The sequence below is a fragment of the Halostella salina genome (genome assembly GCF_003675855.1).
In the GTDB taxonomy this organism is placed as follows: domain Archaea; phylum Halobacteriota; class Halobacteria; order Halobacteriales; family Natronoarchaeaceae; genus Halostella; species Halostella salina.
In genome coordinates, this window is sequence record NZ_RCIH01000007.1 from 199,126 (window position 1) to 214,147 (window position 15,022).

The following is a 15,022-nucleotide window of genomic DNA, read 5'->3' on the forward strand; positions in this document are numbered from 1 at the left end:
TGCCGCCCGCCGGCCACGCTCACCATGACTGACGCACACGGATCCGACGCAGGACAGCGGACCCAGACCGCCGACCCGGCCCCGCTCTCGGTGGACGCCGCCGCCCGAGCGAGCAACGCGATCATCGACAACGTCGAGGAGGTGATCGTCGGCCACCACGACGAGATAGAGCACGTCCTCACCGCCGTCCTCGCCGACGGGCACGTACTGGTCGAGGACGTGCCCGGCGTGGGCAAGACGATGCTGGCGCGGGCCCTGTCCCGCTCGATCGACTGCTCGTTCAGCCGGGTGCAGTTCACGCCGGACCTGCTGCCCTCCGACATCACCGGCGTCAACGTGTTCAACCAGAAGACCCGGGAGTTCGAGTTCCAGCCCGGACCCGTCTTCGCCAACTTCGTGCTCGGCGACGAGATCAACCGCGCGCCGCCCAAGACCCAGAGCGCGCTGCTGGAGGCGATGGAGGAGGGACAGGTCACCGTCGACGGCGACACCCGGCCGCTGCCGGACCCCTTCACGGTCGTCGCCACGCAGAACGCCGTCGAGGGCGGCCGCACGTACGAACTCCCGATGGCGGAGGTCGACCGGTTCACGAAGAAGATCCATCTCGGCTACCCCGACCAGGACGAGGAGGCGAAGATGCTGGACCGCGTCGTCGGCGGCCACCCCATCGAGGAGCTGGAGCCGGTGACGGACGTCGAGACGGTCCGGCGCGCCCGGGCGACCGTGGCGAACGCGACCGTCAACGAGCCGGTCCGGGAGTACGCGAGCCGGCTCGCCGGCTACACCCGCGAGCACGCACAGCTCGGCGCGAGTCCGCGGGGGTCCATCGCGCTCCTCCGGTCGGCACAGGCGAGAGCCGTCCTCGACGGGCGGGACTACGTGATCCCCGACGACGTGCAGTCGGAGGCCCCGACCGTCCTCGCCCACCGGATCCGGGTCGCCGACGGCGACGCGGACGCCGGCGCTCGCGTGGTCGCCGAGGCGCTGGAGTCGGTCCGGGTGGACTGATGCTCACGCGACGCGGCTGGGCGGTGGTCGGGCTGGTCGCCGGCTGTCTGGCGATGGCCACGGCGTACGGCGCGCGCTCGCTGAACGCCGTCATGGTCCCCGCGCTCGTCGCGCTCGCCGCCGCCGTCGTCCAGGTCGTCCGGGCCGACAGGCCGTCGGTGCGCCGGAAAGTCCCCGAGGGCGGGTTCGTCGGCGAGACGCGAACGGTGACCGTGGAAGTCGACGGCGAGCACGCAACCGCGGTGGGCCTCACCGACCGGACCGACGCCGGACTGGGCGACAGGACGGTCGAGCGGGAGGCGACGGTCGGCGGGACCGTCAGCTACGACGTGACGCTCGACGCACGCGGGGAGCACCGGATCGGCCCCGCGTCCGTGACCGTCACCGACGTGCTCGGGCTGGCCCGGCGCACCTTCGACGACCGGGACACTGACACGCTGCTGGCGTACCCGCCGGTGTACGGGCTGGCGCGCGGTTCCCTCCCGTTCGGGGCCGCCGCGACCGCCGGGGGGCGGGAGCGGTTCGACCGCCTCCGCGAGTACGAGCGCGGCGACGCCCGCGGCGATATCCACTGGAAGTCGAGCGCGAAGCGGCCGGACGGCGACCTGCTCGTCCGGGAGTTCGCCGGGGACGACCCCGACGCCGTCCGCGTCGTCGCCGAGACCGACGGGGGGGACCGCGCCGACGAGATGGCGTCGGCGGCGGCCAGCGTCGCGCTCGCCCTGCTCGACCGCGGCGTCCCGGTCGCGGTCGACGCCCCGGACGGAACCGTCGACGCCGGCGACGGTCCCGACCACCGCACCGCCGTCCTCTCTCTGCTTGCTCGCACCGGTCCCGGGACGGTGTCGCCGGAGCGGCGCGAGGACGCGGAAGTCGTCGTCACAGCGGGCGACGGCGGGACCGCCGTCACCCTCGGCGACCGGCACACGACGTTCGACGCGCTCGTCGCCGGAAGCCCGACGGCTCACGCCGCCACGGGCCAGGAGGTGACGCCATGAGCACGCGGACCGGCGTCGGTCGCGAGCGTGACGGGGGGTCGGGCTACCGCCTCCTCGCGCTCGGCGGCGTCGCCGCGCTCACCGCGTCGTACGTCGCCGTGTTGCACGACCTGGCGACGGTCGTCGGGGACAGCAGCCTCCTCTTTCCGGTCGTCGCCGGCGCGGCGCTACTCGGCGTGGCGGTCGCGCAGGTCGTCGGCGAGCGGACGGCGGCGGTGGTGGCCCTGGGACTCGCCGCCGCCGGCTACGCGTACTATCTCGTCGTGACGCCGGGCGGGCTGGCGGTCGTGGTGAACGGGACCGGACGGATCATCTCCGACGCCGTGGCGCTGCTGACGGGCTACTCCGTCCTCCGGCTGACGATGGCCGACGTCTGGTCGATCGGCTTCGCGCCCGCCCCGGTGTTTCTCTCCGCGTACCTCGCCGTCCGCCGCCGGTACGTCCTCTCGGTCGCCGCTGGCGGCGTCGCACTGCTGGTGCTCGTGTTGACCAGCGACGCCGGGATCGCTGTCACGCTGTTCGGCGTGCTCGGTGCCGTCGCCGCCGTCGGGTTCGGCGAACTCGACCGGCGCGGCGGGGGCGTCGAGCAGGCCGACCTCCTGGTCGTACTGGTCGTCGTCATGGCTGTCGCGTCGCTGTGGGTGCCGGCGGTCGGCGGCGACGGCAGCAAGCCGCTGTTTCTGGTGCCCGGTGGCAGCGGGAGCGCGGCGGGGGCCGGTGGTCTCGCCGAGGCGACCGACCGCATGGCGATCCAGGGGGAGACGGAGCTGTCGCCGCAGGTCCGGTTCACCGTCGAGAGCGACCGCAGCTCGTACTGGCGGGTCGCCACGTACGACCGCTTCACCGGCAATGGCTGGATCCGGTCCGGGAAGTCGACGGCGTACGACGGCCAGCTTCTCGAACCGCCGGGCCCGTCGCGGACGGTCGAACAGCGGGTCACCGTCGAGTCGCCGATGCGGGCGATGCCCGCCGCCGCCAGCCCCGTCTCCGTCGGCGGCGACGCCGCCGACCTCGCGACCGTCACCGACCACGGCGGGCTCGCGACCGACGCCACGCTGACGCCCGGCGACTCCTACACCGTCGAGAGCGAGGTACTCTGGCCGACCGCCGGCGAACTGCGAAGCGCAGGGACGCAGTACCCGGACTACGTCGCACAGCGCGACTACACGCAGCTCCCGGACGACACGCCCGACCGGGTCGGCGAGCGCACCGACGAGGTCGTCGGGGACGCGAACAACCCCTACGACAAGGCCGTCGCTATCGAGCGGTATCTCGAACGGACAAAGGAGTACTCGCTGGACGTGGAGCGACCGGACGGGAACATCGCCGACGCGTTCCTCTTCGAGATGGACGCCGGCTACTGCACGTACTACGCGACGACGATGGTCGCGATGCTGCGGACTCAGGACATCCCGTCGCGGATGGTCACCGGCTACACGCCGGGACAGGAGGTCGGGAACGACACGTACGTCGTCCGCGGCGTGGACGCACACGCATGGGTCGAGGTGTACTTCCCGGAGCACGGCTGGATGCGGTTCGACCCCACGCCGAGCAGCGAGCGGTCCGAGGCGGAGACCGAGCGGATTCAGGAGGCCCGGGAGGAGGGCGGTGACGGCGTCGACACCGCGGAGAGCGCCGGGGAACCGCTGACCGAGACGACCACGTCAACCCCCGACGATTCGGATCCCACCAACGGAACCCCGCTCGACAACGGGACGGTCAGCGACGGGTCGGGGAACCTGCCCGCGATCGACAACAGCAGCGACAACGGGACGGAAACCCCCGTCGACAGTCAGACGGCGTCGGCGACGACCGGCCGGTCACCGGCCGACGGCGGCGGGACGGGGGACGACGGCGGACCGTCGCTCCCGGAGCCGCCGTCGCCGGAGACGGTCGCCTGGGGCCTGTTCGTCGGGGTCGGCCTGTTCGCGGGCGCACACCGGGCTGGCGTCACGGGACGAGCATACCGGGGGCTGCGGCTCCACTGGCAAGGCGAGACACCGACGCCGGACGCCGCCGCCGAGCGGGCCGGCGAACGGCTCGAAACCCTGCTCGCGCAGGAGTACCGCCCTCGCCGCCCCGGCGAGACGCCGCGGGAGTACGTCGAGGCGCTGTCGCTCGCCGGCCTCGACGACCGCGCGCGGCGCGTCGCCCGCCTCCACGAACGCGCCCGCTACGGCGACGGCGTCTCCCGCGACGAGGCCGACGAGGCGGTCGAACTGGTCGACGCCCTCGTCGCCGAGCGAACGCCGGTGCTGCGGCGGTTCCGCTGACGAACGGGTTGCGCCGCTATCGGAGAAACACGGTTACGAACCGTCCGAATCCGTCCGGTACGTCGGTTCCGTCGGTCTCAGACCGGGTCGCCGCCGTGTGGCGGATGGCGGAACAGGCCGTCGACCATGGCGAGCAGCCCGACCGCCGCACCGCCGACGAGGGCGACCCGTGGCGAGAGCGAGAGCAGGTGGCCGACCAGCAGCGCACAGCAAAGCGCCGCCGGGATGACGGCCAGAACGAGGTCGTAGCGCGATACGTCCAGCGGCCGTCCGGCCGCAGCCGTTCGGTCGTCGCGTTGTACGCTCATCTCACTCCCACCTCCACAACCGTCTACGACGGATTTCCACTAAAATCTTATCCCAGTTCAGTTTAGCCAACACACCGGGAACCGCAGCGTTGACAACATGATGGATTTTTTGGCCCAGCAAAAATTATCTTCATAACTTATCAGCCGTCGATACCAGGGCGAACCGCCGACCGCAGTCGACGACGCCACGACGGGCAGCCGGTACGACAGGTCACTCCAGTCGAGGCGACGCACCGGAACCGACGAGCGCCACCAATCGGCCAACCTTGCAGGGGGAAACGGGCTTTTGTCCGTCCGGCCCCTAGGGAGGGTAGTCCGACGACCCCACCGCTCGGGTTAGTTCGAAGTAGACTAACAACGACCGAGAGTTAGCCAGCTTGGGCAAAAGGTACTTGAATAGCGCAACCGTTACCCGAGGTGAAGGTCAAACGGCTCCTATCATGCAAGGACAATCGCAACAGCAGGCTTACGACCGCGGGATCACTATCTTCTCGCCGGACGGACGCCTCTATCAGGTGGAGTACGCCCGCGAGGCGGTCAAGCGCGGGACGGCGAGCATCGGCGTCCGGACGAGCGAGGGCGTCGTCCTCGCCGTCGACAAACAGCTTCGTTCGGAGCTGATGGAACCGAACAGCATCGAGAAACTGCACAAGGCCGACGACCACGTCGGCATCGCGAGCGCGGGCCACGTCGCCGACGCCCGCCAGCTCATCGACTTCGCGCGCCAGCAGGCGCAGGTCGAGCAGATCCGCTACGGCGAGCCGGTCGGCGTCGAGACGCTGACCAAGCGCGTCACCGACCACATCCAGCAGTACACCCAGACCGGCGGCGCGCGCCCGTTCGGCGTCGCGCTGCTGATCGCCGGCATCGACGACGGCGAGCCGCGCCTGTTCGAGACCGACCCCAGCGGCACGCCCAACGAGTGGAAGGCGCTGGCGGTCGGCCGCGACCGCGGCGAGATCCAGGAGTACCTGGAGGACAACTACGAGGAGGCGGCCGACCTGGACGCCGGCATCGACCTCGCGCTGGAGGCGCTGGCCTCCGTCACCGACGACGGCTTCGAGCCGAGCGGCGTCGGCGTCGCGACGGTCGACGTCGAGACCGAGGCGTACGACGAACTCGACGAGGACCGCGTCGAATCGCACCTCGCCGAACTCGACCTCCTGACGGAGGACTGACCATGCACGACGATTTCACCACCGACGGCATCGACGGCGGACGGCCCGGACCGACCGAACCCGAAGTCGGGCAGATCCCGACGAACGACCTGTCCGCGGACGACCTGGACAACGTGAACAAGACGGGGACGACGACGGTCGGCCTCGTCACGGCGGACGGCGTCGTCATCGCGACGGACATGCGCGCCAGTCTCGGCGGCCGGTTCGTCTCGAACAAGAACGTCCAGAAGGTCGAACAGATCCACGACACGGCGGCGCTAACCCTCGTCGGCTCCGTGGGCGGCGCGCAGTCGTTCATCAAGAGCCTGCGGGCGGAAGCGAACCTGTACGAGGCGCGCCGCGGCGAGTCGATGAGCATCAACGCACTGGCCACGCTGGCGGGCAACTTCGCCCGCGGCGGCCCGTTCTTCGCCATCAACCCCATTCTGGGCGGCGTCGACGACGAGGGCCACCACGTCTACTCGATCGACCCCGCTGGCGGCGTCATGGCCGACGACTACACCGTCACCGGGTCGGGCATGCAGCTCGCCTACGGCGTCTTAGAACAGGAGTACGAGGAGGGGCTCTCGAACGAGGAAGCCAAGACCGTCGCCGCTCGGTCGGTCAAGAGCGCCGCCGAGCGCGACACCGGCTCCGGCAACGGCGTGTTCCTCGCCGAGATCACCGACGACGGCGTCGAGATCAACGGCCACACCGACTTCGACGACGTCATCTGAGGTCGTCGACGTCCACGTCCTCGCGTTCGCCGCAGTGATGCGCGAACGCGCGCAGTTCCGCCTCGGTGAGGTCCCGGTACGCGCCCTGCGCTATCTTTTCGACGGTCTCGTCGACCGAGGCGGTCGTCCGCTCGACCTCGAACGTGGCGCTGACGGCGGTCGCCCCGCACTGGCGTTCGGCGCGGTGGACCGCCTCGACGAACGTCGCCCGCCGCGAGCGGTCGCCGTCGCCGACGCCACGGTACAGGAGTGCGAGCGCGTCGACCAGCGCGTCGTCGAGGTCGTCGTCCGCGAACACGCGCTCGCGGTCGCGGGACTCCATCCGTTCGAACAGGAGCGCGAGGTCGAGGACGGCGTTTCTGAGCCGCCGACGGATGCGGTATCGCGCGTCGTAGGCGGACTGTTCGCTCCGGAGCGTCGCCTCCCCCCGGAGGAACGCCCTGTCGGCCGGTGTGAGCACGCCGCGGTCGCGGCTGTCGTCGTCGTTCATCGTCGGATACGGGCTAACCGCTCAGTCCGTTACGCTCGTATCGGCAAAAGCGTTGGGACGCGCAGGGTCAAACCAGCCCGCGGGTCGCGGGCGGGCCGCCGGCCGGCGTCGTCGGGCGTGCGCCGGGCAGTTCGGCGACGCAGCGCCGACAGAACCGATACCCGGGCTCGTTCTCCGCGCCGCAGTCGGGACAGGCGACCGCGGCCTCCGACCGGTCGCCGTCCCGGGTGCGCTCCCGCCTACGGCGAACCCACAGCCCCAGGAGCACGGCGACGGCCTGGAGCGCGACCGCCAGCGCCAGCGCGCCGTAGAGCCAGGTCGGGGACATGACCGTTCGGCGATACGCCACCCAAACAGTTAAATAATTTGGATAGTCGGACGGAGTCCGAGGGGCAACAGCTTCTTTCTCCTGAACCCTCCGCAGTAGTATTTTAATCCTGTATTTCGTTCCTATATTTTCCATTAGATTTATTACGAACCGCGAGCATATCGTTGACTGGGTGATGCCGATGGCACTCCCGACTAGTCCCGTCAGTTCCTGGACGCAGAGCCTCGACCTGCCGTCCCGGCTGTTCGGGCAGGTCGGAGACAACGACGCCGAACTGTACGAGGAGGACGGCGACTTCGTCCTCAGCGTCGAGCTGCCCGGGTTCGACCGAGACGAGATCACCGTCAACTGGTACGAGGGGCGGCTGAACGTCTCGGCCGAGCACGAGGATGATGCGCGCGGCCGGAAGCGAACGTACCACCGTAGCTTCCGGATGCCGAAGGAGATCGTCGAGGAAGATATCGCCGCCTCCTACGAGAACGGCGTCCTCGAAGTCCGGCTCCCGGTCGTCGAGCGCGCGACCGCCCGCGGCCGGACCATCGAGATCGAGTAACCGCCGTCGGCCGGGCGCGTCGGAGTCCCCGCCGCGGTGACGGCTACCGCAAGCGTCAGAACGATTGTTTTTCGGGTCGAAGCGTCCGTATGAGCCAGTCGTGGGACGTGTCCTCGATGCCGGACCAGTCCGGGAAGACGGTGGTCGTCACCGGCGCGAACAGCGGCGTCGGTCTCGCGGCGACGCGAGCGTTCGCCCGAAAGGGCGCACACGTCGTGATGGCCTGCCGGAGCGTCGAGCGCGCCGAGTCGGCCAAGGCGGACGTCCGCGAGGACGTGCCCGCCGCGTCGCTGACCGTCGGCGAACTGGACCTCGCGGATCTCGACTCCGTCCGGGCGTTCGCGGCGTGGTTCGAGGCGCAGGACCTCCCGCTCCACGTCCTCTGTAACAACGCCGGCGTGATGGCGATCCCCCGCCGCGAGACGGCCGACGGCTTCGAACGGCAGTTCGGCGTCAACCATCTCGGCCACTTCGCGCTGACCGGCCTGCTCCTCCCGCACCTGCGTGAGACGCCCGGCGAGACCCGCGTGGTCACCCAGAGCAGCGGCGTCCACGAGCGCGGCCGGATCGACTTCGACGACCTGCACGGCGAGGCGTCGTACGACAAGTGGGAGGCGTACGCCCAGAGCAAGCTCGCGAACGTCCTGTTCGCGTACGAACTCGACCGTCGCCTCGGCGGGGGCGACGCCGACGACGCGGACGTGCGGAGCGTCGCCTGCCACCCCGGGTACGCGGACACGAACCTCCAGCGCCGCGGCCCGGAGATGAGCGGGTCGCGGCTTCGCCTGCTGCTGATGAAGGTCGCGAACGCGACCCTCGGGCAGTCGCCCGCCGCCGGTGCGCTTCCGCTGCTGTACGCGGCGACCGACCCGGCCGTGGACGGCGGCGACTACGTCGGCCCGGGCGGGTTCATGAACATGCGCGGCCACCCGGAGAAACAGCGGTCCAGCGACCGGTCGTACGACGAGTCGACCGCCCGCAGGCTCTGGGAAGCGTCCTCGGCGGCGACCGGCGTGACCTACTCGCTCTCCGACCCGGCCTGACGCCGGTCGCCGGTGTCGCGACCGCTACGCCGTCGTGCCCTCGACGAGTCGCTCCAGCTGCTCTGGCGGGACCGCGCCGCGCGCGGCGTGACCCTGGTAGACGAACGTCGGGACGCCCCTGACGCCCTGCTGTCGCGCCGCGTCGAACTGCTCCCGCACGGACTCGCGGAGCTGATCGTCGGCGATCGCCGAGCGCACCTCGTCGGGGTCGACCCCGCTGTCGGCCGCCAGTTCCGTGAGCACGGCCTCGTCGCCGATGTCACGACCGTCCTGCCAGAGCGCGTCGAAGATCGCCCAGTCGAAGGTCAGCCACGTCTCCTGTGGGTAGTGCTCCCGCACGTAGTAGGACGCGACCTGCGCGTCCAGCGAGTCGATGTCCGTCGCGATCTCGGTCGTCATCTCCACGCCGTACTCCTCCTGGAGGCGCTGGACGTTCCGTTTGGCCTCCTCGTAGTAGTCGTCGTCCTTGCCGTCGTCGACCGAGTGGTCGATCGCCCCGTCCGGGCCGCGCTTGCCCGCGCGGAGGTCGAAGGGGTGCCAGTCGATCGCGAGGTCGCCGTCCCGCGTCTCCTGATACTGTGCCAGCGACTTGCGCCCGAGGTAACAGAACGGGCAGACGTAGTCGGAGTAGACGGTGACAGTGGCCGGATCTTGGGCGTCGCTCATCGTGGATTCACGTAGCCCGCGGCGACACAAGAACGCGGGCCGGGTGTGAGCGCCGGGCGCACGGCCGCGACGGCGAGAAGTGTCTATCTGGGGGCATGTCGCTCAACCATCCCCACGAGTTCCTCGGCCCCGACGAACCCGTCGGCGTGGCGGGCGACCGCCTCGCCGTCCGCGAACAGGACGAGCGTCGGGACGCTCCGCACGTCGTACTCGTCGATGAGAGCGAGGTCGGTCTGCGGGTTACACATCACCACGACGGCGTCGGTCGCGCGGGCGACGGTGCCGACGACGGGTTCGACCGCCTGACACAGCGTGCAGCCCTTCGTGAAGAAGTCCACGAGGACGAGGTCGTGGGCGTCGAGGAGCGCGTCGAGTTCCTCGCCGGTGTCGACGCTGACGGGCGTGTCGAAGTCGGCGTCGGCCGGTGTCGCGGCGGTGTCGGTCATTGTCGGTCGTAACCGCCGAACGCTTTTGCGGGTTTCGGGGGCGTGCAGCGGTCGCACACGGCGGTGGTCGACGGAGCGACGGTCTACTGGCTGACGCCCGACCGGGAGGCCGGCGGTTCCGAGAGGTATATCCCCCCGGAGGCACGGCAATCTCCCATGGACCCGGCGCTGGGACCCCCCGAGAAGATGGCCGAGCGGGTCGAGGACCTGACGCCGATGATGCGCCAGTACCACGACCTCTGTGCGCGCTACGACGACTCGCTCGTCCTGTTTCAGGTCGGGGACTTCTACGAGACGTTCTGCGAGGCCGCCGAGACGACCGCCCGCCTGCTGGAGATCACACTCACCGAGCGCGAGGACAGCACCGGCACGTACGCGATGTCCGGCATCCCGATGGACAACGCCGAGTCGTACATCGAGACGCTGCTCGACGCGGGCTACCGCGTCGCCGTCGCCGACCAGGTGCAGGAACCCGAGGAGACGACCGGCGTCGTCGACCGCGCCGTCACGCGGATCGTCACGCCCGGCACGCTCACCGAGGACGAACTGCTCGACACCGACGACAACAACTTCGTCGCCTGCCTGACGGAGTCCGGCGCGGGCGGGGACGCCGAGTACGGGCTCGCCCTGCTCGACGTGTCGACGGGCGACTTCTACGTGACGAGCGCCGACTCGACCGCGACGGTCGCCGACGAGGTGAGCCGCTTCGCGCCGCCCGAGGCCATCGTCGGCCCGAACGTGCGGACCGGCGCGAGGGAGGCGTTCGACGCGGACTGCATGGTGACGCCGTACGACGAGGCCGTCTTCGAGAGCGACGCCGCCCGCGAGAAGGTCGGCGCTTACTTCGGCTCGCCGGACCGCCTGCTGGCCGCCGACGCCGAGATCCGGGCCTGCGGCGCGCTGCTCGCGTACGCCGAGTACGCCCGCGGCGGGCAGGACGGTCACCTCGGCTATCTCAACCACCTGACGCGGTACGACCCGCGCGAGTACATGCTGCTGGACGCCGTCGCCCTGGAGAGCCTCGAACTGTTCGAGCGCCGCGGCGTCCACGGGGCGGAGGGCGCGACGCTGGTCGACGTGCTGGACGAGACGGCCAGCGCCGTCGGCAGCCGGAAGCTGAAGGACTGGCTCCGCCGCCCGCTGATCGAGCGCGACCGGATCGCGGCGCGCCACGACGCCGTCGCGGAGCTGACCGAGCGCGTCCGGACGCGGGAGGCCCTCCACGAGCGCCTGCGGGACGTGTACGATATCGAGCGGCTGGTCGGCCGGATCTCCCGCGGCCGGGCGAACGCCCGGGACCTCCGGTCGCTGCAGGAGACGCTCGAAACCGTTCCAGACCTGAAGGAGCACCTCGCCGACGCCGACTGCGCCCCCCTCCGTGACCTCCGCGAGGGGATGGACGACCTCGCCGACGTGCGGACGCTGATCGGCGACGCCGTCCGCGAGAACCCGCCCGCCGAGATCACGGAGGGCGACCTGATCCGCGAGGGGTACGACGACGAACTCGACGACCTGCGCGAGACGGAGCGTTCGGGGAAGGCGTGGGTCGACGACCTCGAAGCGCGCGAGCGCGAGCGCACCGGCATCGACTCGCTGAAGGTCGGCCACAACTCGGTCCACGGCTACTACATCGAGGTGACCGACGCCAACCTCGACCGCGTACCCGACGACTACACGCGCCGGCAGACGCTGAAGAACGCCGAGCGCTACTACACGCCCGAACTGAAGGAACGGGAGGACGAGATCATCCGGGCCGAGCAGCGCGCCGACGAGCTGGAGTACGAGCTGTTCCGCGAGGTGCGGGGCGACGTGGCCGCCGAGTCCGAGCGGATCCAGCGGCTCGCGGACGCCGTCGCGGAACTCGACGCGCTCGTCTCGCTCGCCGAGGTGGCCGCCCGGTACGGCTACGTCCGCCCCGAGCTGGTCGACGACCGGATCCGGATCGAGGGCGGTCGCCACCCCGTCGTCGAGCGGACCCAGGAGTCGTTCGTCCCGAACGACGCCGCCTTCGACCGCGAAAACCGGGTCGCGGTCGTGACGGGGCCGAACATGAGCGGCAAGTCGACGTACATGCGCCAGGTCGCGCTGATCGCCGTGCTCGCACAGGTCGGGAGCTTCGTCCCCGCGGAGTCGGCCGAACTCCGGATCGTGGACCGCGTGTTCACCCGCGTCGGCGCGAGCGACGATATCGCCGGCGGGCAGTCGACGTTCATGGTCGAGATGACCGAGCTGTCGGAGATCCTGCGCTCGGCCACCCCGGACTCGCTGGTGCTGCTCGACGAGGTCGGCCGCGGCACGAGCACGACCGACGGCTACGCCATCGCGCGGGCGGTCACGGAGTACCTCCACGACGAGGTGGGCGCGACGACGCTGTTCGCGACGCACCACCACGACCTGACCGAAGTCGCCGCCGACCTGCCGGGCGCGTTCAACCGCCACTTCGCCGCCGAACGCGTTGGCAACGCCGAGGACGGCCCGGACGACGCTGGCGACCGCGAGGTGACATTCAGCCACGAGATCCGGCCGGGGGCAGCGACCGCCTCGTACGGCGTCGAGGTCGCCAGCATGGCCGGCGTGCCGGACGCCGTGGTCGGCCGAGCGCGTGACCTGCTCGACGACGAGGGCCCGGCCGACGGCGATGCGACTTCGCGGACCGCGCCGCCGGCGGACGCCGCCGGCGAAGCCCCGGCTCGGACGACCGACGACGACCCCGCCGTCGCGACCGACGGCGACCCGGACGTGCCGCTGTCCGTCGCCGAGCGGCTGCGCGCGACGAACGTCGCCGACACGACGCCGATGGAGGCGCTGCGGCTGCTCGACGAACTCCAGCGGGAACTGGAGTAGCGGTCCGACAGCCACTTGCCCGTCCCGCCCCGACGGATCCGCCGTGAACCCCGACGACCTGGCCCGCGAACTCACCGGGACGGTCGCGGGCGGCCTCGGCGTCGACCCCGACTACGCGCGGGGCAGCGTCCCCTGCGCGCGGTGTCACCGGAACGACGCTGCCGTCGACCGCGACGAGGGCGACGGCTTGCTCGAAGCGGGCGACGAAGTCACTGTCGCGTTCCGCCGCTACGAGGGCCACACGTGGGAACCGGTCGGCGTCTACTGCCGCGACCACGGCGTCGACGCCGTCGCCGACGCGATGCCGACGCTCGCGGAGGACCAGGCCGTCGTCGCCGCCGTGCTGGAGCCGACCGGCTACCGCGACCCGCTCGACGGCCACCACCCGAACGCGCTCTCGCTCGGCGGGGTGGCAGTGCTCGACGCCAGCCCCGCCGGCGAGGGGTACTGACGCCCCGACGGTACCCGCCCCTCGCCACAGTTACGGCGGAGACAGCGCGACGAACTCCAGCCCCTTCTCTTCCAGCAGCCGCCGCGCGCGGTCCGTGACGGAGGGGGCGACGAGCAGTCCGCGGACGCTCGCGTCGGCGTGGAGCGAGCGCTCCAGCGCGTCGACGTAGCGGCCGAGCTGGCCGACCGCGTCCGGGCCGACGCGGCGGCGCTTGAGTTCGACGACAACGGTCCGGCCGTCGGCGTCCTCGCCGTAGATGTCGACCGCGCCGGCCGGCGTCTCGCGCTCGGTCGCCAGCGGCGCGAACCCGTCCTCGATCAGTTTGGGGTCCGCGAGGATCCGCTGCCGGAGGTCCTCCTCGGTCCCCTCGACCGCCAGCTCGTGGCCGTCGGTCAGGTCGAACGCGGACACCTGGTCGACGCGCTCGAACGCGACGACCAGCTCCTCGTCGGGCGACGAGCGGACGCTCCGGACGCGGAGCTCGCCGGCCTCCGTGAGCGACGGCTCGTGGGTACAGCCCGGCGGCTGCCAGTTGACGGGCTTCTGTCCCTCGTCGGTGTGGACGAGGATCGTCCCGTCGGGCTTGAGCATGACGTGGCGGTCGCCCGGGCCGAGCTGGCTGGCGGCGCGGCCGTCGTAGTCGACGGTGCACCGGCCGAACAGGGTGACGAGCGCGCCGGCCGCGACGCCGTCCTCGACGGTCGCCAGCGCCTCCTCGGCGCTGGGGTTCCGGAGCGTCACGTCGGTCGAACGTCGGCCGCTTGCAGTCACTGCCCCGGCGTAGGGGGCGAGCGACCAAAAGCGGCCCGCGTTCGGGCTACGTCACGGCGATCACCTCCCGCCGGTCGCCCGCGCGTCGCCTAACGCGCTCGGCGAGGTAGGCCACCGCCTCGTCGCGGGTGAGCGCACCGCGGTCGGTCAGGTCGGCAACGACGCCCTTCGTCGCGCGGAACCAGCGCCGGACCCGCGGACCGCCGTACGGCCCGCCGTCTGGATCGACGGCGACGAGCGCGCCGGCCGACACGTCGGGCGCGACGCCGGGGAGACCGAACCACAGCGGCAGGTACGCCGTCACCCTGTAGTCGGGAGCGACGACGAACAGCGCCTCGTGCGTTCGGAGGTCGACCGCGTCGACGACGCCGTCGAAGTCGCGGCCGACGGCGGTCGGCCGGCGCTCCACGGGGCGGGGATCAGCTTCGGGTGCGGAACCAGTGAGCGGCCCCGGACTCCGGCGGCTGCTGGCGGCTCCGGGCCCGCCGAACGGCGTCCCGGCGGTGATCCGGCGGGCGAGCGAGCAATCGGTGCCGCCCCAGCGCGAGCGGTGGAGGTCGTAGTCGCCGTCGGGGCGCTCGTAGGCGACGAGGGCACGGTGGGCCACGGGGCCCGAGGTGGCTGCGTCACCCTACATAAACCTGCGTCGCTCGCCCGTCGCGGTCAGCCGCCCCACTCGCTGCCGACGTCGCCAGCGATGGCGTCGCGCCACTGGTCGAACCGCTCGGCGCAGTCCGGCGACTCCTCTATGTGGTCCACGAATCCGGCACCGGGGTCGGAAAGCGCCCCGCCGCAGAACGGGCAGCGGTCGGGGTCCGACCAGTCCGTTTCGGCGACCGACTCGACCTCCTCGTCCACGTCGGTGCGTGCGAGCACGTCGCGGACGGTCCCCGGGTCGGCGTCGACGGCGTCGGCCAGTTCCGTAGGTAAATCGTCAGGTCGTTCGGCC

At 71.2% G+C, this 15,022-nt stretch carries 17 protein-coding genes; 9 read left to right on the forward strand and 8 right to left on the reverse strand.

The features are described 5' to 3' along the window. Positions 1-24: 24 nt before the first annotated feature. From D8896_RS14775 to D8896_RS14785, 3 genes are read left to right on the forward strand one after another with little or no spacing between them, the layout of a single operon-like run. Positions 25-1,008, forward strand: a complete 984-nt coding sequence (locus tag D8896_RS14775) for an AAA family ATPase (RefSeq protein WP_121822882.1) — start codon at positions 25-27, stop codon at positions 1,006-1,008. Continuing rightward, positions 1,008-2,006, forward strand: a complete 999-nt coding sequence (locus D8896_RS14780; protein ID WP_121822883.1) for a DUF58 domain-containing protein — start codon at positions 1,008-1,010, stop codon at positions 2,004-2,006. Before D8896_RS14775 ends, D8896_RS14780 begins: the two co-directional genes overlap by 1 nt. Further along, positions 2,003-4,279, forward strand: a complete 2,277-nt coding sequence (locus tag D8896_RS14785) for a transglutaminase TgpA family protein (protein ID WP_121822884.1) — start codon at positions 2,003-2,005, stop codon at positions 4,277-4,279. The genes D8896_RS14780 and D8896_RS14785 overlap by 4 nt, the downstream gene beginning before the upstream one ends. 77 nt (positions 4,280-4,356) lie before the next feature. Here D8896_RS14785 and D8896_RS14790 read toward each other — a convergent pair whose 3' ends face one another. Further along, the gene (locus tag D8896_RS14790) at positions 4,357-4,587 is read right to left on the reverse strand and encodes a hypothetical protein (RefSeq protein ID WP_121822885.1); all 231 of its coding nucleotides are present in this window, start codon (positions 4,585-4,587) and stop codon (positions 4,357-4,359) included. A 440-nt stretch (positions 4,588-5,027) separates the two neighbouring features. Here D8896_RS14790 and psmA point away from each other — a divergent pair, with 440 nt between their 5' ends. Further along, positions 5,028-5,765: an archaeal proteasome endopeptidase complex subunit alpha gene (psmA, locus tag D8896_RS14795; RefSeq protein ID WP_121822886.1), complete on the forward strand. Its 738-nt coding sequence runs from the start codon at positions 5,028-5,030 to the stop codon at positions 5,763-5,765. A 2-nt stretch (positions 5,766-5,767) separates the two neighbouring features. Continuing rightward, positions 5,768-6,481: an archaeal proteasome endopeptidase complex subunit beta gene (gene psmB / locus D8896_RS14800; protein WP_121822887.1), complete on the forward strand. Its 714-nt coding sequence runs from the start codon at positions 5,768-5,770 to the stop codon at positions 6,479-6,481. Here psmB and D8896_RS14805 read toward each other — a convergent pair. Both D8896_RS14805 and D8896_RS14810 read right to left on the reverse strand, forming a co-directional pair. Beyond that, a complete protein-coding gene (locus tag D8896_RS14805; protein ID WP_121822888.1) occupies positions 6,474-6,971 on the reverse strand; it encodes a hypothetical protein in 498 nt (165 codons plus the stop codon). The two genes, psmB and D8896_RS14805, sit on opposite strands and share 8 nt — an antisense overlap. Positions 6,972-7,038: 67 nt before the next feature. Beyond that, positions 7,039-7,299 (reverse strand): DUF7577 domain-containing protein, encoded by a 261-nt coding sequence (locus D8896_RS14810; protein WP_121822889.1) that lies wholly within the window; start codon positions 7,297-7,299, stop codon positions 7,039-7,041. Positions 7,300-7,480: 181 nt separating this feature from the next. Here D8896_RS14810 and D8896_RS14815 point away from each other — a divergent pair, with 181 nt between their 5' ends. Next, the gene (locus D8896_RS14815) at positions 7,481-7,852 is read left to right on the forward strand and encodes an Hsp20/alpha crystallin family protein (RefSeq protein ID WP_121822950.1); all 372 of its coding nucleotides are present in this window, start codon (positions 7,481-7,483) and stop codon (positions 7,850-7,852) included. Positions 7,853-7,941: 89 nt separating this feature from the next. Beyond that, positions 7,942-8,895, forward strand: coding sequence for an oxidoreductase (locus D8896_RS14820; RefSeq protein WP_121822890.1), 954 nt, complete (start codon positions 7,942-7,944; stop codon positions 8,893-8,895). A gap of 24 nt (positions 8,896-8,919) precedes the next feature. Here the strand turns inward: D8896_RS14820 and D8896_RS14825 are convergent, their stop codons facing one another. Both D8896_RS14825 and D8896_RS14830 read right to left on the reverse strand, forming a co-directional pair. Then, positions 8,920-9,561, reverse strand: a complete 642-nt coding sequence (locus tag D8896_RS14825; protein ID WP_121822891.1) for a DsbA family oxidoreductase — start codon at positions 9,559-9,561, stop codon at positions 8,920-8,922. An 83-nt stretch (positions 9,562-9,644) separates the two neighbouring features. Beyond that, positions 9,645-10,007, reverse strand: coding sequence for a thioredoxin family protein (locus tag D8896_RS14830; RefSeq protein ID WP_121822892.1), 363 nt, complete (start codon positions 10,005-10,007; stop codon positions 9,645-9,647). 156 nt (positions 10,008-10,163) lie between these two features. Between D8896_RS14830 and mutS the strand changes: the two genes are divergently transcribed. Together mutS and D8896_RS14840 are read left to right on the forward strand one after the other, a co-directional pair. After that, a complete protein-coding gene (gene mutS / locus D8896_RS14835) occupies positions 10,164-12,851 on the forward strand; it encodes a DNA mismatch repair protein MutS (RefSeq protein WP_121822893.1) in 2,688 nt (895 codons plus the stop codon). Between the two features lie 43 nt (positions 12,852-12,894). Next, positions 12,895-13,302, forward strand: a complete 408-nt coding sequence (locus D8896_RS14840; protein WP_121822894.1) for a hypothetical protein — start codon at positions 12,895-12,897, stop codon at positions 13,300-13,302. A gap of 30 nt (positions 13,303-13,332) precedes the next feature. Here the strand turns inward: D8896_RS14840 and nucS are convergent, their stop codons facing one another. Genes nucS through D8896_RS20160 form a run of 3 tightly spaced genes read right to left on the reverse strand, consistent with a single transcriptional unit; the run spans position 13,333 to position 14,931 of the window. Next, positions 13,333-14,073 carry an endonuclease NucS gene (nucS, locus tag D8896_RS14845; protein WP_121822895.1) on the reverse strand — a complete coding sequence of 247 codons (741 nt, stop codon included), beginning with the start codon at positions 14,071-14,073 and terminating at the stop codon, positions 13,333-13,335. Positions 14,074-14,119: 46 nt separating this feature from the next. Next, positions 14,120-14,680, reverse strand: coding sequence for a DUF6735 family protein (locus D8896_RS14850; RefSeq protein ID WP_121822896.1), 561 nt, complete (start codon positions 14,678-14,680; stop codon positions 14,120-14,122). A gap of 56 nt (positions 14,681-14,736) precedes the next feature. Then, positions 14,737-14,931, reverse strand: coding sequence for a DUF7501 family protein (locus tag D8896_RS20160; protein ID WP_121822951.1), 195 nt, complete (start codon positions 14,929-14,931; stop codon positions 14,737-14,739). Between the last annotated feature and the right edge of the window lie 91 nt (positions 14,932-15,022).